The sequence below is a fragment of the Bradyrhizobium sp. Pa8 genome, assembly GCF_052588265.1.
Window position 1 is genome coordinate 3,349,251 of record NZ_CP176767.1, and the last position, 21,569, is coordinate 3,370,819.

A 21,569-nucleotide genomic window follows, 5' to 3' on the forward strand; every position below is an offset into this window, starting at 1 on the left:
TGATTCCTTGGCTGATCCCTGGCTGACCATCATCGGTATCGGCGAAGATGGCCTTGCCGGGCTGTCCGAGGCAAGCCGAAAGGCGCTTGCCACGGCAGAAACTGTTTTTGGTGGCGAGCGTCATCTCGCGCTTGCTGATGTGGGGGGGCGCGGTCGCTCGTGGCCGGTGCCGTTCGACGCAGACGTCGTGTTGAGCTGCCGCGGCCGGCCGACGGTGGTGCTCGCCTCCGGCGATCCATTCTGGCACGGCGCGGGTGCAAGTCTCGCCGAGAAGCTCGATGCCAGCGAGTGGATCGCGCATTCGGCGCCATCGACCTTCTCGCTTGCCGCCGCGCGGCTCGGTTGGCGCCTCGAAGCCATTGCCTGTCTCGGGCTTCATTCTGCACCTTTCGAGCGTCTCGTGCCGCATCTGGCGCCCGGTGCGCGCATCATTTGCCTTGTGCGTGACGGCAAGGCAGCCGGTGAGCTCGCGAAATGGCTGAGCGATCGCGGATGGGGCGCCTCGGCGTTCTGGACTCTCGCCGCGCTCGGCGGGGCGCGCGAAAGCACCGCTGAGCATCGTGCCGACAGCTTTGCGGGCGATCTCGCCGAAAACCTGGTCGCAGTAGCCGTCGAGGCGAGGGGCGGGCAAGGCATTCCCCGCAGCTCCGGCCTGTCCGACGATCTCTTCATGCATGACGGCCAGATCACCAAGCGGCCGGTGCGCGCGCTGGCGCTCTCGGCGCTGGCGCCGCGTCCCGGCGAGCGGCTGTGGGATATCGGCGCGGGTTCTGGCTCGATCTCAGTCGAATGGGCGCTGTGCGGCGGGACGGCGAGCGCCATCGAGGCGCGAGAGGATCGCGCCGCGAATATCCGCAGCAATGTTGCGGCGTTCGGATTGGCGCATCGGATCACCGTCATCACGGGGAGCGCGCCGAAAGCTCTTGCTGCGTTGGAAACACCGGATGCCGTCTTCATCGGCGGCGGCCTCGATATCGCGATGTTCGATGCGATCTGGTCGCGGCTCGCGCCGGGTGCGCGGCTCGTCGCGCATGCGGTGACGCTGGAGACTGAAGCGCTGCTCGGCGAACTGCACCAGCGCCACGGCGGCGAGCTGATGCGGGTCGAGATCGCACATGCTGGCCCGCTCGGCCGCTACAGGTCCTGGGAAGCGTCGCGGCCCGTGGTGCAGTGGAGTGCGGTTCGATGAAAGTCGCCGGACTCGGATTCAAGAAGGATGTTACGCTGGCTTCGCTGCGCGAGGCGCTGCTGGCAGCCGGTGGTTTCGAAGGCCTTGCGGCGGTCGCGACTGTCAGTGACAAGGCCGACGCGGAGCCGCTGAAGCAGCTTGCGCGTGAATGCGGCGTACCGATCAAGCCGGTTCCGGCGGACATGCTGGCGGGCATCGAGACGCCGACGCAGTCAAAACTCGTCGCGGAAAAGTTCGGCACGGGCTCGGTCGCCGAAGCCGCGGCGCTCGTTGCGGCTGGCCCCCGCGCGCGATTGATTGCGATGCGGGCGGTCTCGCGGGATCGCACCGCAACGGCGGCGATCGCGGAAGGAGACGGCGCATGACGGTGCACTTCATCGGTGCAGGACCGGGCGCTCCGGATTTGCTGACTTTGCGCGGACGCGACCTGATCGCGGCCTGTCCGGTCTGCCTCTATGCGGGCTCGCTGGTGCCCGAGGGCGTGCTGGCGCATTGCCCGCCCGGTGCGCGCATCGTCAACACCGCGCCGCTGTCGCTCGACGAGATCATCGCGGAGATTGCCGCCGCGCATGCCGGCGGCAAGGATGTTGCCCGCCTGCATTCCGGCGATCTCGCGATCTGGTCGGCGATGGGCGAGCAGCTCCGTCGCCTCCGCGCGCTCGGTATTCCCTACACAGTCACGCCGGGCGTGCCGTCCTTCTCGGCTGCGGCAGCTGCGCTGGAGACCGAGCTGACACTGCCCGGTCTTGCCCAGTCAGTCGTGCTGACGCGCACGCCGGGCCGCGCCAGCGCGATGCCTGAGGGCGAACAGCTCGCCGCGTTTGCCGCCACCGGCGCTGTGCTCGCGATCCATCTCTCGATCCATCTGCTCGACAAGGTCGTCGCCGAGCTGATGCCGCATTACGGCGCGGATTGCCCCGTCGCGATCGTCTGGCGTGCGAGCTGGCCGGATCAGCGCATCGTCCGCGCCACGCTGGCGACGCTCGATGCCGCCGTCGGCACCGAGATGGAGCGCACCGCGCTGATTCTGGTCGGCAAGACGCTTGGCGCTGCGGATTTTGACGAGAGCCGTCTCTATGCCGCCGATTACGATCGGCGCTATCGGCCGGTCGGCGCCGATCCGCGCTTTCCGGAGGCATCGTGATGGCGGCAGGGCTCGTCATCTCCGCGCCGGCCTCCGGCGTCGGCAAGACCACGCTGACGCTGGCGCTGGCGCGCGCCTGGCGCAATCGCGGATTGAACGTGCAGTGCTTCAAGAGCGGGCCTGACTATATCGATCCCGCCTTCCATGCCGCTGCGACGGGTCGCGTTTCCGTCAACGTCGATAGCTGGGCGATGGATCGCGGGACGATTGCTCATCTCGTCGGTCGCGGCACTGATGCCGATGTCGTGCTCGCGGAGGGCTCGATGGGCCTGTTCGACGGCGTCGCCGCGCGCGGCGTCTCCGGCACCGGCGCCACCGCCGACATTGCGGAGATGTTGGGCTGGCCGGTGCTGCTGGTGATCGATCCCTCCGGACAGGCGCAGACGGCGGCGGCGATCGCCGCAGGCCTTCGTGACTATCGCGCGGGTGTGCAGCTTGCCGGCGTGGTGCTCAATCGCGTCGCCAGCCCGCGGCATGAAGATCTCGTCCGGCGTGCGCTGAACGACGCCGGCATCGCCGTGTTCGGCGCGCTGCCGCGCCATGCCGAGATCAGCCTGCCGAAACGGCATCTCGGCCTGGTGCAGGCCGAAGAGCAGGCCGAGATCGGCAAGCTGATCGACGAAGCCGCGCGCTTCGTAGCCGAGCATGTCGATCTCGATGCGGTGCTGCGATCGGCAGCAAGCTGGTCGCCGCAACCGGCGGCAAACGGCATGAATGTGACGCCGCCCGGGCAGCGCATTGCGCTTGCCCGCGATGCCGCGTTCTCCTTCGTCTATCCGCACATGCTGGAGGCCTGGCGCGCGGCCGGCGCCGAGATCTCGACATTCTCGCCGCTTGCCGATGAAGCGCCCGATGCCAGCGCCGATGTCTGCTGGCTGCCCGGCGGCTATCCCGAACTGCACGCGGGGAAGATCGCGGCCAATGCCCGCTTTCGCAGCGGCTTGTGCGCCTTCGCTGACACACGGCCGGTGCACGGCGAATGCGGAGGCTATATGGTGCTGGGAACCGCTCTGACCGATGCCGACGGCATTCGCCATGAGATGACGGGCCTGCTCGGACTGGAGACGAGCTTTGCCAAGCGCCGCATGCATCTCGGCTATCGTCTCGCTTCGCTCGCCGCGCCGATGCCGGGCCATCAGGCCGGCGCGCGCCTGCGCGGCCACGAGTTCCACTATTCGACGATCCTCGCGCAGCCGGATACGCCGCTGGCGGTCGTGCACGATGCAACAGGCGCGGTCATCGCCGAGACCGGCTCGCGCCGCGGCCTTGCCACCGGCACGTTCTTCCATCTGATCGCGGAGGATCGGTGAGCGGTTTTGTCACTTTCATCTCGGCCGGCCCCGGCGACCCCGAGCTCCTCACGCTCAAAGGCGCCGCGCGGCTGCGCGATGCCGACGTCGTGCTCTACGACGACCTCGCCTCGGGCGCGATCCTCGATCTGGCCCGGCCCGGCGCCAATCTCGTCGCAGTCGGGAAGCGGGCAGGGCGGCCCTCGACCAAGCAGCACCACGTCAACCGCCTGCTGGTCGACTATGCCGCGGCCGGCGTCCGTGTGGTGCGGTTGAAGTCGGGCGATGCCGGTATCTTTGGCCGGCTCGAGGAGGAGCTGGAGGCGCTGCGCGAAGCCGGCATCGGCTACGAGATCATTCCCGGAATCACCTCGGCCTGTGTCGCCGCCGCGCAAGCCGGCATTCCCCTGACCCGGCGCCACACCTCGCGCCGGGTGCAATTCGTGACCGGGGCCGATGTCACCGGCGAGCTGCCGCAGAATTTGAACTGGGCGGCGCTGGCGGATCCCGAAGCGACCACCGTGGTCTATATGGGCCGGCGCACCTTTCCGGCGCTTGTCGCAAAATTGATCGAGCACGGCCTCGCCCCTGATACCCCGGCGCTGTTCGCCGAATCCCTCGGTCGTCCCGACGAGCGGCTGGTTCGCACCACCATTGCCGAACTGGCCGAGCAGCTTGCGCGGGGCGGCGCCGCCTCGACGGCCGCCGTGATCCTGTTCGGCGCGCTGGCGGGCGATTATCCGTCATGACCGTCCCGGCCGCCCTTCGCCCCTTGACGCCCGGCTGGCGAAAGGGGCACACAGGAGACGCATGGTGCTCGAGGCGGCGCAAACCGCCGGAGCATAATCGGGAATGGGGGTGGGCGGACAGTTGCGCCGCCCAAAACCCCAGCCGCCCCCGCGACTGTAAGCGGTGAGGGGCTCCGATCAGCCACTGGGCCGCGAGGCTCGGGAAGGCCGGAGAACCCCAGTGAACCGCGAGCCAGGAGACCGGCCGTGCATGTTTTGTGGCCAAGGCCGTCGGGTGTGACGGCAGGAAGGAACTGAACCATGCATATCGAACCCGGAGTCGTATCGGGCGCCAAGCTCGTGTTGAGTTACGCAACCGGCATCGCCGTCGGCGGCGTTGCGTTGAAGCTCGCGATCGAGACCGTGCGCGAGCAGGGCATCATGTCGTTCGCGGCGCGGACGCTCGCCACCACGGGCCTCGTGTTCGTCTTCTTCGAGATCCTGCCGCACTTCCCGGTCGGCGTGTCCGAGGTGCACTTCATCCTCGGCTCGACCCTGTTCCTGCTGTTTGGGGCTGCGCCCGCGGCCTTCGGCCTTGCGTTCGGACTGTTGTTCCAGGGCATCTTCTTCGAGCCGCCCGATCTGCCGCAATTCGGCATGAACGTCACCACGCTGCTGGTGCCGCTGTTCGGGATCCAGGCGATCGCCGCGCGGATCATTGCCCGCAACACCGCCTATGTCGATCTCAGCTATCGCCAGGCGCTGGCGCTTTCGACCACGTATCAGGCCGGTGTCATCGCCTGGGTCGCGTTCTGGGCGCTCTATGGCTCGGGCTTCGGTGCGACCAACCTCGTCAACATCGCGACCTTCGCGGCTTCTTATGCGCTCGTCATCGTGATCGAGCCGCTCGCCGATCTCGGCGTGCTGGCGCTGGCAAAATCGCTGCGCGGCGTCACCGCGCCCGGCCTCGTCACGCCGCGCCTGCACAACGCGGCTTAAGAGACAAGGGGCGGCCGCGATGGCCGCCCCTGCACGCGCGATGCTCACGCTCTCCCTGATAGGCATCGGTTGCGGTGATCCCGAGCAGCTCACGCGCGCCGCCGTTCAAGCCATCAACGCGGCCGATCTCATCCTGATCCCGCGCAAGGGCACGGCGAAGTCCGATCTCGCAGATTTGCGGCGGACGATCTGCGCGGATGTGCTCACCAACCAAACGACGCGCATTGCCGAGTTCGACCTTCCCGTGCGCGATGCCGGTGAAGCGGACTATCACAAGGGCGTGGACGATTGGCACGACGCTGTGGCCGCGGCCTGGTCGCGGACGATCGCGAGCCAGCTCGGTGATGATGGCAAGGTCGCGCTGCTGATCTGGGGCGATCCCTCGCTGTACGATTCCTCGCTGCGCATTGCGCGGCGGCTCGATCCCTTGCCTGATATCGAGGTCGTGCCCGGCATCACCTCGATCCAGGCGCTGTGCGCGGCGCATGCGCTGCCGCTCAACGACATCGGCGAGCCCTTTCTGGTCACCACGGGGCGCCGCTTGCGCGAGGGCGGCTGGCCGCAGGGCGTCGACACCGTGGTGGTGATGCTCGACGGCGGCACGGCATTCCAGTCGCTCGATCCAGCGGGGCTGCACATTTGGTGGGGCGCCTATCTCGGCATGCCCGATCAGATCGTCATGTCGGGCGTTGTGGCCGAGATCGGCCCGCACATCGTCGCCGCGCGACAGGATGCGCGCGCGCGGCACGGCTGGATCATGGACAGCTACATTCTCAAGCGCAGGCCGTAAGCGAGGCAGCATGCTCCCCGAATGGGTCTATCGAAAATGTCCTGAGGTCTCCGCCGCCCACCGCGAGGCGGCGCTCGCGCGTCAGGCGCAACTCACAAAACCGGCCGGCGCGCTCGGCCGGCTGGAGCAGCTTGCGGTCGAGCTTGCGGGCCTGCAGGCGACCGAGCAACCACGCGCCGCGCGGGTGCCGATCATCGTCTTCGCCGGCGATCACGGCATCGTCGCGCAGGGCGTGTCGGCCTATCCGCAAGGAGTGACCATCGCGATGATGGCGAATTTTGCCTCGGGCGGTGCCGCGATCTCGGTGCTGGCGCGCGAGCTTGGCTCAAACCTTGAGGTCGTGGACGCCGGCACGCTGGCGCAGGAGGCGATGGCAGGAATCGTCATTGACAAGCCGCGCAGCGGCACGCGCGATTTCAGCGTGGAAGCTGCGCTCACCCCCACGGAGCTGGCATTCGCCTTCGAAGTCGGACAGCGCGCAGTCGCGCGCGCGGCAGCCGGCAGGCCCGATCTCCTGATCTTCGGCGAGATGGGCATCGGCAATACCACGACGTCGGCGGCGATTGCGGCGAGCCTGCTCGGCATCAGTGCCGAGGAGATCGCGGGCAGCGGTACCGGCGTCGATGCGGCCGGCCGTGCGTACAAGGCGCGCGTGATCGACGCTGCGATCGCGCGGCATGGCGTTGCAGGCGCTTCGCCGGAAAAGATCCTGTGCGCCGTCGGGGGCCTCGAAATCGCGGCGATTTGCGGCGCCATCATTGCGGCTGCGCAAGCCCGTATTCCCGTGTTGATCGATGGCTTCATCGTATCGGTGGCGGCGCTGGCAGCGGTGCGGCTGAACCCGTCGTGCCAGCCATTCCTGCTGCCGTCGCATCAATCGGCGGAGCAGGGGCATCGGCTGGTGCTGCGTGCGCTGAACGTGCAGCCGCTGATCAGTCTCGATCTCAGGCTCGGCGAAGGATCGGGTGCGGCCATCGCGCTGCCGCTGGTGCGGCTCGCGTGCAGCCTTCACAACGGCATGGCGACCTTCGCGCAGGCCAACGTGCCGGATCGCCCCGCCTGATCCGGCTCAAGCCGCGCGCTGATTGACCGCGACGACGCGCCAGCCGGTCGCGAGCCGGTCGATCCGGGTCAGTGACAACGGATCGATCACGAAGCGCAGGGCCGCTTGTGGCGTCAGATCCAGCGCAATGCAGAGCGCGGCGCGGATGGTGCCGGAATGCACGACGAGCGTTGCCGAGCCAGCGCCGACTTGCGCGAGGCCCAGCCGGACGCGCGCGACCTGATCCTCAAAGCTTTCGCCGCCCGGCGGCCGCCCGTGCGCCGGATTGCTCCAGAACTGCGCATAGGCCTCGCCGCCGGTCGCCGCGAGCTCGTCATGCCGCCGGCCGGTCCAGTCGCCAAAATCCTGCTCACTGAATTCGGGCACCAACGCAGGTTCGAGTCCCAGCGCGCGCGCCGTCTCGACCGTGCGGCGCGCCGGGCTCGCCAAGCTCGCAGCATCTGACGGGAGCTTTCGCCGCAGCGCCTCCAGTTGCGCGCGATCGTCGAGATCGGCGGGCGCGTCGGCCGCGTGGATCGTCCCTTTGGCGCCGTCGACGGGCGCATGCCGCATCAGCCAGAGGAAGGTCTCGCCTTCCATGCCTATCTCCAAGGAAGTTGGTCGCTGTGGTAATAACGTCGCACCGGCACATTGACTCTGTCTTGTCGGTAATCCTAGATGGCTTTGACGGTTTCCCCGAGTGGGGATGAAAAGGGAATGCGGTGCGGGGATTTTGTCCCCAATGCCGCGGCTGCCCCCGCAACTGTAAGCGGCGAATCTTGCGTCACGAGCCACTGGGTATCTCGGTCCCGGGAAGGCGATGGAAGGTACTGACCCGCGAGCCAGGAGACCTGCCGTCAGCCGTGGTCACACGCGAAGATGTCGGTCGGGGAGTACAGACATTCGGCTTCATCGGAAGGCTCAAAGGCCGAAGGTGGGACCTTGGTTCGCTGTGACGTGCCACTGACGTCACACCGAGGTTCCAAAACCGTGCCTTCCATCCGTCTTGTACGACTGCGCCGCTTCCTGCTCGCTTCCGCTGCACTTACGTCGTTTGTCGGCGCCGATCTGCCTGCCGCCCTGGCGCAGCAGGCCCGTGAACCGCTGCCACCTGTCGAGGTATCCCCCGCCCAATCCCGCAAACAGGCCAAGCCCGCCGGCCGGGATGCACAAAGCGTCCGCCGTGTGGCGCCGCGTCGGCCCGCGACTGCATCCGCAGCGCCAAAGCCTGTCGTGCCTGCCGCAGCGGCGCAAACGCCGCTGAACACCAATGTGGTCGCCGATAGCGCCTCGCGCCTCGGCCTGACCGTGCGGCAGATACCCGCGACCGTCGAGGTGATCTCGGCCCAGACCATGCGCGAGCAGGGCTATCGCACCGTCTCCGAGGTGGCGCAGGGCGCGGTCGGCGTCACCTCCGGCGACAATCCGGCAGAGCCCGCGGCCTTCTCCATGCGCGGCTTTACCAACAGCCAGATCAACACGCTCTACAACGGCATCAAGATCGGTCCGCAGAACATGACCTCGCGGATCACGGATACGGCCAATCTCGAGGCCGTTGAATTCGTGAAAGGCCCGGCCTCGGTGATGTCGGGTGAGGGTGCCGCCGGCGGCGCGATCAATCTCGTCACCAAGCAACCGCACACCGGGGCGATCCGGAACGAGGCTGATTTCTCCTGGGACTCGCTGAACTCCTTCCGTGCGCACTACGGCTCCGGTGGCAGCGCCAATGTGCAGGGCCTCGACTACCGCTTCGATATCAGCCGTTCCTCGCTCAACGGCTTCGCCGACGACACCAACACCAAGACGCTGGATGTGTCTGGCCAGCTCAACTACCGCATCTCCGACAGCCTCAAGATCTGGGGCGCGATCGAGTATCGCGAGGACCGCTCGAAGGCCTATTGGGGCGCGCCGCTGGTACCGATCGCCTTCAGCGGCTCGCATGCGACGAGCGGCATTGTCTCCGGCAGCTACTTCAACAGGACCGACCTCGGGGCTGTCACGATCGACGACCGCACCTTCAACACCAATTACAACGTCCTCGACAACAAAAACGTGGCGCAGGAAGTGTGGCTGCGCGGCGGCTTCGAGCTGAAGCTGGCGCCTGACCTGACGCTGAAGAGTCAGGCCTATGGCTACGGCGCGGAGCGCACGTGGTTCAACAACGAGATCGAGGCGTTCGACTCCGTCAAGAACCAGGTGTATCGCGAGCGCTTCTATGTCGCGCACAGCCAGCGCCTCGTCGGCAACATCACGGACCTCACCTGGGATGCCAATATCGCAGGCTTCGACAACCGCTTCGTCACGACGCTGTCGTCGAGCTACCTCGACTTCGTCAGGCCGGGCGCGGCGAACTTCCCGTTCGATGATGTCTCGCTGGTCGATCCAGTCCGCGGCTATTATGGCCTGCTCACGACCAAGCAGCAGACCGCGCGTATCGACAACGAGGCGCTGTCGTTCGAGGACCGGCTGAAGCTCACGCGGACCTTCGCGCTGATTGGCGGCCTGCGCGTCGAGCATATCGGGCTTGACCGTAACTCGACTGACCAGTTCGGTCTGGTGAACGCGGGCTTCCCGTTCACGAAGGACTGGGCGCCGGTCACCGGCCGCATCGGCTATACTTGGGACGCCGTCCCCGGCCTGACCTTCTTCAGCCAGTATGCGACTGGCGCCGATATCTCGGCCAACAACATCTTCCTGCTAGGACCTACCCAGCCGCTCGATCTGACGACGGCGCGCACCTATGAGACCGGCGTCAAGCACCTGTTCTGGGACAGCCGGGCGGAGTGGTCGTTCTCGGCGTACGACATCCTGCGCAAGAACGTCTATGCCGCCGCCGGCGGCATGCAGCTCAACATCGCCGGGAGACAGGAGTCCAAGGGCGTCGAGCTCGCCGCCGCGGTGCGCCCGATTGAGCCGCTACGCCTCTGGGGCAACATTGCCTATGTCGATGCCCGTTATGCCGACTACAACTTCGTGGGCGGATCGTTCTCCGGCAATACGCCGCCGAACGTGCCGCGCATCGTGGCCAATGCCGGTGCGTCGTACCGGTTCTTCACGCCTTGGCCGGTGGAAGTCGGCATCACCGGCCGCCATGTCGGGGACCGCTACAACACCGACGCCAACGTCGTGACGATGAAGGCGTACACCGTCGCCGACGTCTATGCCTTCGTCGACATCCCCAGGACGGTGTTCAACGCTGTCGACCAGGCCCGCCTGACCTTCCGCGTGCGCAACATTACTGATAAGCGCTACGCGATCTGGGGCGATCCGTTCTATCCTGACCAGATCCTGCTCGGCGCGCCCAGGACCTACGAGCTCTCGGCCGCGTTCAAATGGTAGGGCGCTGACCACATGATGAACGCGATCGTCCTGCTACATCGCTGGCTCGGGATCGCGTTCTGCCTGCTGTTTGCGATGTGGTTCGCGAGCGGAATCGTGATGCACTTCGTTCCGTTTCCGTCATTGACGGAAGCGGAACGTTTGTCCGGGCTCGCGCCGGTGGCTGGCGGAGAGGTGAGGATCACCATCGCGGATGCTGTCGTTGCGAGCGGGATCGCGGACGCCACGCGCGTTCGCCTGCTCCAGCGGAGCGACGGGCCGGTCTATGTCGTGTCGAGCCCGTCGCGTGTGGGCGCGGTCCATGCCTCCGACGGACGCGATGCATCGGTGACGTCCGCCGACGTCTCGGTCGGTATCGCGCGGGATCATGCCCGGCAACGCGGGCTCGATGCCGCGCGGGCGGCGATGATGGTGGGCGCGGATTATGATCAATGGAGCGTACCCAACGGCTTTGATCGACACCGGCCTCTGTTGCGCGTCGCTCTTGGCGATGCGGCCGGAACCGAGGTCTATGTCTCCTCGCGCACCGGCGAAGTCGTGCTGGATACGACCCGCAGCGAGCGCGGATGGAATTTGGCCGGCAGCGTCCTGCACTGGATCTATCCGACGGTCCTGAGGAGCAACTGGTCCCTTTGGGATCAGGTGGTCTCGACATTGTCGCTGATGGCTTTTGTCGCGGCGACGCTCGGCGCGGTGCTCGGAATTATCAGGATCAGGATTCGAAGGCGCCGGGTTTCGTCGCCTTATCGTGGCTGGCACGCACTGCATCACGTCATTGGTCTCGTCGCGACCGTTTTCGTGCTGACCTGGAGCTTCAGTGGTTGGCTCTCGATGGATCACGGTCGGCTGTTCTCGCGCGGTGAGCTGACCCCGACCGAAGCAGGCGTGGTGTATGCCGCGCCGGACTGGACGACGGCCCCAACGTCCGGTCAGCCGTCGGCTCGCGAAGTCGAATGGTTCGCCGTCAACGGTGTTGTCTACCGGCGCGACCGGACCGGCCTCGCCAGTCAGACCTTGACCAAAACGGGGGAGGCGATCCGCAGCCGGCAGGTGGCATTCCTCGGCGAGAAGGATGTCCATGACCTGGCGACGCGCCTTGCGCCGGGCTGTGGCGTCCCGTCCGTTCTTGCCGACAATGACGACTATCCCGCGCACTCCGCCGTCCCCGGAGCGCCCGTCTATCGCTCCCGATGCGGCGACCTCTGGTTCGACATCGACGGCGCCGACGGCCGCGTGCTGCAAAGACTGGACGCCTCGCGGCGGGCCTATCGCTGGTTCTATAGCGGGCTTCACACGCTCGATTTTCCCGTTCTCATGGCGCACCCCCGTCTGCGCGATATCCTAGTCGTCGGGCTCTGCTTGCTCGGGCTGGCATTTTCCGTCACCGGCATCGTCATCGGCTGGCGGCGCTTGCGGTCGACCTTCGCGGCTTGAGCTGCGTATCGAACAAATCATATGCGCCATGCAAATTGCGGGTTGCGCGGGCGATTGCAGGCGCGGATGATCGTCCGAGGGGGCGCAGCGGTGCGCTCTCTCAATGGGGCGATCGTGATCGATGTCAATTCAGCGCAAGCGCCTCGGCATGATTACCCCGTCGTCCAACTCGGTGCTGGAGCCCGTCACCAACTCCATGCTGCATGGCGTGGCCAGCGTCACCGCTCATTTCTCGCGCTTCCGCGTTACCGAGATCGCGCTCGATGCCGCGGCGCTGAACCAGTTCGATGCCTCGGTGATGCTACCGGCGGCGGATCTGCTGGCGGATGCCAGGGTCGATGCCATTGCCTGGAACGGCACGTCGGCAAGTTGGCTCGGTATCGGCCGCGACCGGAGCCTGTGCGAGGCGATCGCGGCGCGGACCGGAATCCCGGCGACGACCTCCACGCTCGCCTGCATCGACGCCGTCCGCGTGCTCGGCGCCGGACGTGTTGGCCTGGTCTCGCCCTATACGGACGACGTGCAACGGCGGATCGGCGAAGTCTGGGCCGAGGAGCGGATCGCCCCTCACGCCGAGCGACATCTCGGCCTGCGCGATAACTTTTCCTTTGGTGAGGTCATGCCCGCGACGATCGCCGACATGGTCCGGGAGGTCGCGGCGGACGGCGCCGATGCCGTCGTCGTTCTCTGCACCAATCTCGACGGCGCCGCGCTGGCGGCTTCGCTCGAACGGGAGTTGGGCATCGCCGTACTGGACTCGGTCGCGGTCACGCTGTGGCGGACGCTCGAACTCGCCGGTGGCGACATCGCGGCCCTTGCGGCGTGGGGCCGGATCTTCCAGACATCAGCGATCATCAAGTGACGGAGACGCCCGTGACCCAGCTCGATCTCGCCATTCGCGGCGGCACCATCGTGACGGCCCGCGACGAGTTTCGCGCCGATATCGGCATTCGCGACGGACTCATCGTCAGCATCGCCGACCGTATTGAAGGTGCGGCGCGCGAGATCGACGCGACGGGTCTGCTGGCGCTGCCGGGCGGGATCGACAGCCACGTCCACATCTCCCAGGCCTCCGGCCCCGACGTGGTGATGGCCGACGATTTTGCCTCGGCAACGCGCGCGGCGGCAGCCGGCGGCAACACCATGGTGCTGCCCTTCGCGCTCCAGGAGAAGGGAACGTCGCTGCGCACCTGCGTCGAGAACTACCGCAAGCTCGCCGAGGGCGAGTGCTACATCGACACCGCCTTCCACCTCATCATCTCCGACCCCACCGCGGTCGTGCTCGGGCAGGAGCTGCCGGCCCTCGTCAAGGACGGCTACACCTCGTTCAAGGTGTTCATGACTTATGACGACCTCGTGCTGAGCGACCAGCAGCTGCTGGAAGTGTTCGATGTCGCGCGCCGCGAGGAGGCGCTGGTCATGGTCCATTGCGAGGGCTACGACGCCATCCGTTTCCTCACCACCAAGCTCGAACGCGAGGGCCATATCGCGCCCTATTATCACGGCGTGTCGCGCCCGCAGGCCGTCGAGCGCGAGGCGACGCATCGCGCCATCAGCCATGCCGAGGTGATCGGCGTTCCCATCATGATCGTCCACGTCTCCGGGCGCGAGGCGATGGAGCAGGTGCGCTGGGCCCAGCAGCGCGGACTGCCGGTGCATGCCGAGACCTGCCCGCAATACATCACGCTGACGGCCGACGACATGAAAGGCCTGAACATGGACATGTCAGGCGCGAAATACGTTTGCTCGCCGCCGCCACGTGATGCCGAGAGCCAGCGGGCGATCTGGGAGGGCATCACCACGGGTGTGTTCCAGACCTTCTCGTCCGATCACTGCCCGTTCCGCTACGACGATCCCAAGGGCAAGCTGACGCCGAATTCCCGGACCTCGTTCCGCTGGGTGCCGAACGGCATCCCCGGCGTCGAGACCCGGTTGCCGATCCTGTTTTCCGAAGGCGTCTCGAAGGGGCGGATCAGCTTGCAGAAATTCGTCGAGCTGACCGCGACCAATCATGCGCGGATCTACGGTCTCTATCCGCGCAAGGGCTCGATCGGCGTCGGCTTCGATGCCGACGTCGTTCTATGGGATCCCAAATTGAAGAAGCCGATCCGGCAGGCCGATTTGCACCATGGCGCGGACTATACGCCGTGGGAAGGCTTTGACATCACCGGCTGGCCCGTCACCACCATCGCGCGGGGCCGCGTGGTGTACGAGCAGGGCAGGATCGTCGGCGACAGGGGCGCGGGCGAGGTGCTCAGCCGCGGCAAGTCGAGCCTGGTGTGACGGAAAGATAATCGCATCGGGACGACGCCATGTCGCCTGTTGCGCATACCATCCTCGCGCTGCTGCGGCATCATTGATCCCTTTTCGCCGGCCGCCTTTCGGTGTAGCTCTGCGCCCACTTATGAGGCGGCGGGGCGCCAATGCTGATCGCCACCGAAATCATGCAGGAGACACCAGGGATGTACCCGAAAGTTCAGATGTTCATCGCCGGCGAGTGGACCGACGGCACTTCCGGCAAGTCGGAGGACATCCTCAACCCCGCCACCGGCCAGCCGATCGGCAAGACCCCGCACGCCTCGCGCCAGGACCTCGACCGCGCGCTGGAGGCCGCCAAGGCCGGCTTCGAGATCTGGCGCAAGACTTCGCCGTTCGACCGCTACAAGCTGATGCGCAAGGCCGCCGACATCATCCGCTCGCGCGCCGCCGAGATCGCACCCGTGATGACCATGGAGCAGGGCAAGCCGGTCGTGGAAGCGCAGGGCGAAACCATGCTCGCCGGCGACCTCATCGACTGGTTCTCGGAAGAAGCCCGCCGCGCCTATGGCCGCATCGTGCCGCCGCGGATGGGCAACGTCTCCCAGCTCGTGACCAAGGAGCCGGTCGGTCCGGTCGCCGCGTTCACGCCCTGGAATTTCCCGATCAACCAGGCGGTGCGCAAGATCTCGGCCGCGCTCGCCGCCGGCTGCTCGATCATCGTCAAGGGCCCGGAAGAAACCCCGGCAAGCTGCATGGAGCTGGTGCGCGCCTATGCCGACGCGGGCATTCCGGCCGGCGTCGTCCAGCTGGTGTTCGGCGTGCCGTCGGAAGTGTCCGAATATCTCATTCCGCACCCGATCATCCGCAAGATCAGTTTTACGGGCTCGACCGCAGTCGGCAAGCATCTGGCTGCACTCGCGGGCCTGCATATGAAGCGCGTCACCATGGAGCTTGGCGGCCACGCGCCGGCGATCGTGTTCGCGGACGCGGACCTCGACAACGCCGCCAAGATTCTCTCGGCCAACAAGTTCCGCAATGCCGGCCAGGTCTGCGTCTCGCCGACGCGCTTCCTGGTGCATGAGAGCGTCTATCAGCCCTTCGTCGACAAGTTCGTCGCCGCGGCCAAGAGCCTGAAGGTCGGCAACGGCCTCGACAAGGACACCCGCATGGGTCCGCTGGCGAACCCGCGCCGGGTCGATGCGATGGAAGGTCTTGTGTCCGACGCGGTCCAGCGCGGCGCCAAGGTCCAGGCCGGCGGCAAGCGCATCGGCAACGAAGGCTTCTTCTTCGAGCCGACTGTGATCACCGACGTGCCGCGCGATGCCCGCATCATGAACGAGGAGCCGTTCGGCCCGCTTGCCCCCATCACCTCCTTCCGCAGCTATGACGAGGTGGTGGCCGAGGCGAACCGCCTGCCTTACGGCCTCGCGGCCTATGCCTACACGACCTCGACCAAGACGATGCAGGCGATCGGCTCCGACATCGAGAGCGGCATGGTCTCGATCAACCACCACGGCCTCGCGCTGCCGGAAGTGCCGTTCGGCGGCATCAAGGATTCCGGCTACGGCTCCGAAGGCGGCCTCGAGGCGATCGAGGGTTACCTGAACACGAAGTTCGTGACCCAGGCGAGCGCGTAAGTAAGCGTCGCGTTGTCATTCCGGGGCGCGCGAAGCGCGAACCCGGAATCCATCGCGCCGCGCGTAAAGAGGGGAAACGGATTCCGGGCTCGCGCCAAGTGGCGCGCCCCGGAATGACGGTGGATAGGACCTGCGTTGCCTGACGGGCGAGACATGGACAACAGCCGTCACCCGAGCAAGCGCGTGTCCCTTGCCGGGATGCATATCGACCGGACGTCGACCGTGCCGCTGCATCTGCAGATCGCGGCGCACATCCGCGACGGCATTTTGCGTGGCGTCTTTCCGGCCGGAACGCAGTTCCTCGGCTCGCGCGAGATCGCGCGCGAATTGGGCTGCTCGCGCACGGTGGTGTTGACCGCCTGGGATCTGCTCTACGCCGAGGGCTATCTTGAATCGATGCCGCGCGGCAGCGTCATGGTGGCGTCCGTTACGACACCGCATGTGGAGCCTGCATCCGCGACGTCGCCTGCGGCCAAGCCCGCCCACATGTCGGAGCGTTGGCGCTCGCTGCTTGCCTTCGACTACGAGACCAACTGGCCCTCGGAATTCAGCCCGGGCGCGCCTGACATCTCGGCCTTCCCATTCAAGGAATGGTCGCGCCTGCTGCGCCAGACCTGGCTAAATCCAAGAGAGCAGGACTGTCTCGATCTTCCCTCGGAAGGCCATCCGCGCTTGCGGAGCGAGATCGCCAACTTCCTCGGCTCGGTGCGCGGGCTCGTCTGCTCGCCGGAAGAGATCGTCGTCACCTCAGGCACATCGGGCGCGCTTGATTTCTGCAGCCGGATGATCCTCGATCCCGGCGACGAGGTCTGGGTCGAGGAGCCCGGCTTCGTCGAGGCCCGCTGGGCGCTGACGGCCGCTGGCGCGAAGCTCGTTCCCATTCCGGTCGATGACAAGGGCCTCGTCGTCTCCGAAGGAATCCGGCGCGCACCGCGCGCGAAGCTGATCGTGGTCACGCCGTCGCATCAATATCCGCTCGGCGTCAGCATGGGGCTGGAGCGGCGGCTCGAGTTGCTCGACTGGGCCAACAAGAACGACGTCTGGGTGATCGAGGACGATTACAATTCGGAGTTCAGGCACCAGGACAGCATGATCGCCTCGTTGCGCTCGCTCGATCGCGAGGGGCGGGTAATCTATTTCGGTACCTTCTCGAAGATCATGATGCCGAATTTGCGGCTCGGCTACATCGTCGCCAACAGGCATTTCATCGAAGACTTTTCCAAGGGCCGCGCGCGCATCGATGTGCATACCTCCGGCATCGGTCAGCTCGCGTTGGCCGAGTTCATGCGGGAAGGGCACCTGCTGCGGCATTTGCGCGGGATGCGGCGGATCTACGCCGCGCGCCGGAAAGCGCTGATCGATGCGATCACATCGCTGATGCCTGACGATCTCACCGTATCCTCCGCCGTCACCGGATTGCACCTGGTGGCGTTGTTCACCGACGCGATGCAGGCGCGGATGAGCGACCGCGAGGCGGCCGCGGTCCTGAAGCAGGCCGGCATCCACGTCCAGCCGCTCTCGCAAAACTTTCTGGAGCAGCCGACGCGGCAGGGCCTGGTGTTCGGCTACGGGCGGCTGCGGGTCGAGGATGCCGCGCCGCTGCTTGCGAGAATCGCGGCTTGCATCGGCAGCGGTCGCCGCAGCGCACCATCCGACCGTGCAATTTCCTCTCTTACTGTTCGTACAATAAAGAGAAGCTGAGCCGACCGTCGTGCATAGCTCGTAGTCATGCGGCTATCCCGCATCGCCGTTCAATCGCCTGCAAATTAGACAGACGTTTTTAACTGCTCCGATTGCAGTGCAGCGGGCGTCACGATTTGCACGGAGAAATCCGTGGTGCGCTGCACGTTCGTCGCGTGGAACGGTTCGCGCTCGCGTGCTCTCTGTGCGGGCATGGCTGCACCAAAACGTGCAGCCGGTGTTGCACCGCATGATGTCGGTCCTGCGCTGGTCTAGTGGTTTGCGACAACTCTGGCCCTATCCCGAGCCTATTGCTCTGTCGCACGCTCGCAGGCGGTGGCATGACAGGGGATGATGATGAGCGCTCTCGGTTTGGCATTGGACGTTGCGATGGCCGGCAAGCACCCGGCGTCCGGTTCGGACGTCATCCGTAACTGACCCCGCACATGAGTTCTTCCGAAAATCACTGGGAAGTCGGCACCGATATCGGTGGCACCTTCACCGACATCATTGCTATCAGGCGCGACTCCGCGGAGGCGCGGATCGCAAAGGTGCCGTCGCGCCCCGACGCGCCGGTTCAGGCGATGCTGGAGGCGATCGAGGCGGTGGGCCTGCGCAAGAGCGAGGTCAAGCGCTTCGTCCACGGCACCACGCGCGTCACCAACGCCATCGTCGAGAACCGGCTGCCGAAGGTCGCGCTGGTCGCGACCGAAGGGTTCGCCGATGTGCTCGAGATCGCGCGCTATCGCCGCCGCGATCTCTATCGTCTCGACATTCCGCCGAAATCGCCGCCGCTGGTGCCGCCCGAACGATGTTTTGGGCTCGCCGAGCGCCTCGATCACGAGGGGCGGGTGCTCAAGGCGCTGGATGAGACCGAGATCGAGCGTCTGGTGGCCTGGCTGAAGCAGACCGGCGTGCAGAGCGTCGCCGTGGCGCTGCTTCACGCCTATGCCAATCCCGTCCACGAAAAGACGCTCGGCGAACGACTCAAAGGCGTCGTCGCCCACGTCTCGCTGTCGCACGAGGTCAATCCCGAGGCGCGCGAATACGAACGGACGTCGGCGACCGTGTTCAACGCGGCCGCGATGCCGATCGCGGTGGAGTATCTGAGCGAGCTGGAGCAGCGGTTGCCGATCGGCGCCGGCTTGCAGGTGTTTCATTCGGCCGGAGCCATGGTCCCGATCTCGGCCGTGAAGCGGCGGCCGCTGGTGATGGCGATGTCGGGGCCGGCGGCCGGCGTCTCTGCATCGGTCAGCATCGCGCGCCAGCTCGGCACATCGCGCATGCTCACCTTCGACATGGGCGGCACCACGACGGACGTCTGCCTGATCGTCGACGGTCAGGCCGAGATGACCGACGGCCGCATGCTCGGCGACAAGCCGCTGCGTCAGCCGATGCTTGCGGTCCATTCCATCGGGGCCGGCGGCGGATCGATTGTGCGAAACGGTCCCGGCGGCCTGACGGTCGGGCCGCAGAGCGCCGGCTCCGAGCCGGGGCCTGCCTGCTATGGCCGCGGCGGCCTTGAGCCGACCATCACCGACGCCAATGCCGTGCTCGGCTATCTCAATCCGGAGACCAAGCTTGGCGACCGCATCGGCATCGACATCACGGCCGCGGAACGCGTCATCGAGCCGATCGCGCGCGCCCTGGGGCTGAGCCGGACTGAAACCGCACTCGGCATCATCAAGGTCGCGAACGCGACGATGGCCCGCGCGCTTCGCCGCGTCACGGTCGAGCGCGGCATCGATGGCCGCGACTGCACGCTGCTCGCCTTTGGCGGCGGCGGCCCGATGCATGCCGCAGGCCTTGCCGATCTCTACGGGATTGCAGAGGTCGTGGTACCGAGCGCCTCGAGCGCATTCTCGGCGCTGGGCTGTCTCACCGCCGATTTCAGCTTCCTTCAGCAGCAGACGCTACGCGCCGCCCTCGATGGCATCGATCTCGCCCGCGTGTCGGAGCGGATCGGAACGCTGATTGAGGATGCTTCGGCGCCGCTGATCGCCAACGGTGTCGCCGTGGCGGAGATTCAGGTCGAGCTCGTGGCGCTGATGCGCTACGCGGCGCAGAATGATGCCATTCCAGTGCCGTGCACGCTGCCGCTCGACGTGACCAAGCTGAAGAAGGATTTTTTGACGCGGCATCACGAGCTGTTCGGCTACGCGACCAGCGAGCCCTGCGTCATCGAATCCGTGCGCGTGCAGGCGCGGCGCCCATCAACGACGGTGGTGAGCCGGCCGGCGACTGCGGTGAGGGCGGTGTCGTCAGGCAAGCGGGCCTGCTCATTCGACGGCCTCCACAATATCCCGACCGCGATCATCGATCGCGCCAAATTGACCGATGTCGTCAGCGGCCCCGCGATCATCGAAGACGCATGGTCAACGGTGGTGGTCCCGCCGGGCTGGCAAGCCAAACCCGATGCCGCCGGCAATTTGTTCCTGACGCGGAGGGCGGCATGAAGCTCGATCCGTTTGTCGTCGAGGTGATCAGGCACGGGCTCTCGGCCGCGGCCGAGGAAATGAGCCTGGTGATGACGCGCTCGGCGCGCTCGCCTTTGCTGCGTGAAGCCGGCGACCTGTCCTCCGCGATCACGGATGGCCGCGGCGGCCTGGTCGGGCAGGGCCGCGACATCCCGATCCATCTCGGCGCGATGGCCTACACGATCCCGGAACTCTTGAAGGTCGTGCCGGTCGAGAGCCTGAACGACGGCGACGTGGTGATCTACAATGTCGGCGCGCTCGGCGGCAATCATCTCAACGACGTCAAGGTCGTGCGTCCTGTCTTCGTCGACGGCGAAATCGTGGCCTTCGCGATCAGCCTTGCGCACTGGCCCGATATCGGCGGCACCTGGCCGGGCAGCTATTTTGCCAAGGCCATCGACACGTTCCAGGAGGCGATGCGGATTCCGCCAGTGCTGATCGCCACGTCAGCCGGCGTCAACACACCAATCGTGCAGTTGCTCAAGGCCAACGTTCGCGACCCTGATTCCTGCGAGGGCGATCTGCTCGCTCAGATCGCGGCAACCAAGGCCGGCGAGAAGCGCATCGTCGAGCTTTGCCGCGAGCACGGCAAGGCCGTCTTCACGGCGACGCAGTCGCGCCTGCACGATCTCTCCGAAATCGAGATGCGGGAAGCGCTTCGCGACCTGCCGGACGGCGTCTACGAGGGTGAAGATTATCTCGACGATGGCAGCATCAACAATGCACCTGCGCGCATCCACGTGAAAATCACTATTCGCGGCGACGAGGCGACCTTCGACCTCTCCGGAAGCTGCGATCGCGTTTCAAATTTCTGCAACACGACGCCGTTCATGGCGCGCTCGGCGGTCGCCTATGCGGCACGCATCATGAGCGGGCGCGACATGCACCAGAATGCGGGTGCGCTCCGGCCTCTGACCATCATCACGCGCCCGGGCTCGATCCTGGAGCCGGGCTGGATGGCGTCCGTGGCCGCCGGCAACCACGAGACGTCCATGCGCATCGTCGATGCGATTTTTCGCGCGATGCAGGACACCATCCCCGAACGACTGTCGGCCGGCGGCGCGACCACCGCAGGTGTTCTGTTCTTCGCCGAGCCGCGGCAAAACGGCTCGTGGAAGATGCTCTACGAGGTCCACGGCGGCGGCGAGGGTGCGCGGCATGATCGGGCCGGCATGTCGGCGACGCGCGTGCATCTGTCCAACACGTCGAACACGCCGGTCGAGGTGATCGAGGCGAACTACGCGATCCGCCTGGAGCAGCAGGCCATTCGCCGGCAGTCCGGCGGCGCGGGCGCCCATCGCGGCGGTGACGGCTCCGTTCGCACCTATCGCATCCTGGCACCCTCGATGCACCTGACCACCTGCATCGAGCGCATGGTGATTGCGCCGTTCGGCATGCAGGGCGGCGAATCCGGCAAGGCCTGCCGCATCTCGCTGATCAGGCAGGGCGCGAGCGTCGCCATCGACGGCAAATCGAACCTGGTGTTGCAGCAAGACGATCTCGTCACGATCGAGATGTGCGGCGGCGGCGGCTATGGCGCCGTGGCCGCAGAGTGAGGGGAT

17 protein-coding genes and 2 riboswitches are annotated in these 21,569 nt (G+C 66.3%); of the genes, 16 read left to right on the forward strand and 1 reads right to left on the reverse strand.

Annotated elements, in window-relative coordinates; all coding sequences use genetic code 11:
* The first annotated feature begins 7 nt into the window (after positions 1-7).
* The 8 genes from cbiT (at position 8) to cobT (ending at position 7,202) form a co-directional block, all read left to right on the forward strand.
* Positions 8-1,189 (forward strand): precorrin-6Y C5,15-methyltransferase (decarboxylating) subunit CbiT, encoded by a 1,182-nt coding sequence (gene cbiT / locus ACKWRH_RS14975; RefSeq protein ID WP_445222406.1) that lies wholly within the window; start codon positions 8-10, stop codon positions 1,187-1,189.
* On the forward strand, positions 1,186-1,554 hold the full coding sequence (locus ACKWRH_RS14980) for a cobalamin biosynthesis protein (RefSeq protein ID WP_445221172.1): 369 nt from the start codon (positions 1,186-1,188) through the stop codon (positions 1,552-1,554). The genes cbiT and ACKWRH_RS14980 overlap by 4 nt, the downstream gene beginning before the upstream one ends.
* Complete coding sequence (gene cobM, locus ACKWRH_RS14985) at positions 1,551-2,333, forward strand: precorrin-4 C(11)-methyltransferase (RefSeq protein WP_445221173.1); 783 nt, start codon at positions 1,551-1,553, stop codon at positions 2,331-2,333. Before ACKWRH_RS14980 ends, cobM begins: the two co-directional genes overlap by 4 nt.
* The gene (locus ACKWRH_RS14990; protein WP_445221174.1) at positions 2,333-3,643 is read left to right on the forward strand and encodes a cobyrinate a,c-diamide synthase; all 1,311 of its coding nucleotides are present in this window, start codon (positions 2,333-2,335) and stop codon (positions 3,641-3,643) included. Before cobM ends, ACKWRH_RS14990 begins: the two co-directional genes overlap by 1 nt.
* Complete coding sequence (gene cobA, locus ACKWRH_RS14995; RefSeq protein WP_063984425.1) at positions 3,640-4,371, forward strand: uroporphyrinogen-III C-methyltransferase; 732 nt, start codon at positions 3,640-3,642, stop codon at positions 4,369-4,371. The genes ACKWRH_RS14990 and cobA overlap by 4 nt, the downstream gene beginning before the upstream one ends.
* Positions 4,372-4,416: 45 nt before the next feature.
* Positions 4,417-4,634: riboswitch (cobalamin riboswitch) on the forward strand.
* A gap of 37 nt (positions 4,635-4,671) precedes the next feature.
* Entirely contained in the window at positions 4,672-5,349 is a 678-nt protein-coding gene (locus ACKWRH_RS15000; RefSeq protein ID WP_445221175.1) for an energy-coupling factor ABC transporter permease, read from the forward strand.
* A gap of 40 nt (positions 5,350-5,389) precedes the next feature.
* Positions 5,390-6,139: a precorrin-6A synthase (deacetylating) gene (cobF, locus tag ACKWRH_RS15005; protein WP_445222407.1), complete on the forward strand. Its 750-nt coding sequence runs from the start codon at positions 5,390-5,392 to the stop codon at positions 6,137-6,139.
* A 10-nt stretch (positions 6,140-6,149) separates the two neighbouring features.
* Positions 6,150-7,202: a nicotinate-nucleotide--dimethylbenzimidazole phosphoribosyltransferase gene (gene cobT, locus ACKWRH_RS15010; RefSeq protein WP_445221176.1), complete on the forward strand. Its 1,053-nt coding sequence runs from the start codon at positions 6,150-6,152 to the stop codon at positions 7,200-7,202.
* Between the two features lie 6 nt (positions 7,203-7,208).
* Here the strand turns inward: cobT and ACKWRH_RS15015 are convergent, their stop codons facing one another.
* Positions 7,209-7,781 carry a histidine phosphatase family protein gene (locus ACKWRH_RS15015; protein WP_445221177.1) on the reverse strand — a complete coding sequence of 191 codons (573 nt, stop codon included), beginning with the start codon at positions 7,779-7,781 and terminating at the stop codon, positions 7,209-7,211.
* 71 nt (positions 7,782-7,852) lie between these two features.
* Positions 7,853-8,054: riboswitch (cobalamin riboswitch) on the forward strand.
* Between the two features lie 117 nt (positions 8,055-8,171).
* Here ACKWRH_RS15015 and ACKWRH_RS15020 point away from each other — a divergent pair.
* From ACKWRH_RS15020 to ACKWRH_RS15055, 8 genes are all read left to right on the forward strand, one after another.
* Positions 8,172-10,520: a TonB-dependent receptor domain-containing protein gene (locus ACKWRH_RS15020; protein ID WP_445221178.1), complete on the forward strand. Its 2,349-nt coding sequence runs from the start codon at positions 8,172-8,174 to the stop codon at positions 10,518-10,520.
* A 12-nt stretch (positions 10,521-10,532) separates the two neighbouring features.
* Positions 10,533-11,954 carry a PepSY domain-containing protein gene (locus ACKWRH_RS15025; RefSeq protein ID WP_445221179.1) on the forward strand — a complete coding sequence of 474 codons (1,422 nt, stop codon included), beginning with the start codon at positions 10,533-10,535 and terminating at the stop codon, positions 11,952-11,954.
* A gap of 121 nt (positions 11,955-12,075) precedes the next feature.
* Positions 12,076-12,816 carry a maleate cis-trans isomerase family protein gene (locus tag ACKWRH_RS15030; RefSeq protein WP_445221180.1) on the forward strand — a complete coding sequence of 247 codons (741 nt, stop codon included), beginning with the start codon at positions 12,076-12,078 and terminating at the stop codon, positions 12,814-12,816.
* 11 nt (positions 12,817-12,827) lie between these two features.
* A complete protein-coding gene (gene hydA / locus ACKWRH_RS15035; RefSeq protein WP_445221181.1) occupies positions 12,828-14,237 on the forward strand; it encodes a dihydropyrimidinase in 1,410 nt (469 codons plus the stop codon).
* 179 nt (positions 14,238-14,416) lie between these two features.
* On the forward strand, positions 14,417-15,850 hold the full coding sequence (locus tag ACKWRH_RS15040) for an NAD-dependent succinate-semialdehyde dehydrogenase (RefSeq protein WP_038934240.1): 1,434 nt from the start codon (positions 14,417-14,419) through the stop codon (positions 15,848-15,850).
* 153 nt (positions 15,851-16,003) lie between these two features.
* Positions 16,004-17,551, forward strand: a complete 1,548-nt coding sequence (pdxR, locus tag ACKWRH_RS15045; protein ID WP_445221182.1) for a MocR-like pyridoxine biosynthesis transcription factor PdxR — start codon at positions 16,004-16,006, stop codon at positions 17,549-17,551.
* A gap of 425 nt (positions 17,552-17,976) precedes the next feature.
* On the forward strand, positions 17,977-19,986 hold the full coding sequence (locus tag ACKWRH_RS15050) for a hydantoinase/oxoprolinase family protein (protein ID WP_445221183.1): 2,010 nt from the start codon (positions 17,977-17,979) through the stop codon (positions 19,984-19,986).
* Complete coding sequence (locus ACKWRH_RS15055; protein WP_445221184.1) at positions 19,983-21,563, forward strand: hydantoinase B/oxoprolinase family protein; 1,581 nt, start codon at positions 19,983-19,985, stop codon at positions 21,561-21,563. Before ACKWRH_RS15050 ends, ACKWRH_RS15055 begins: the two co-directional genes overlap by 4 nt.
* Positions 21,564-21,569 lie beyond the last annotated feature (6 nt).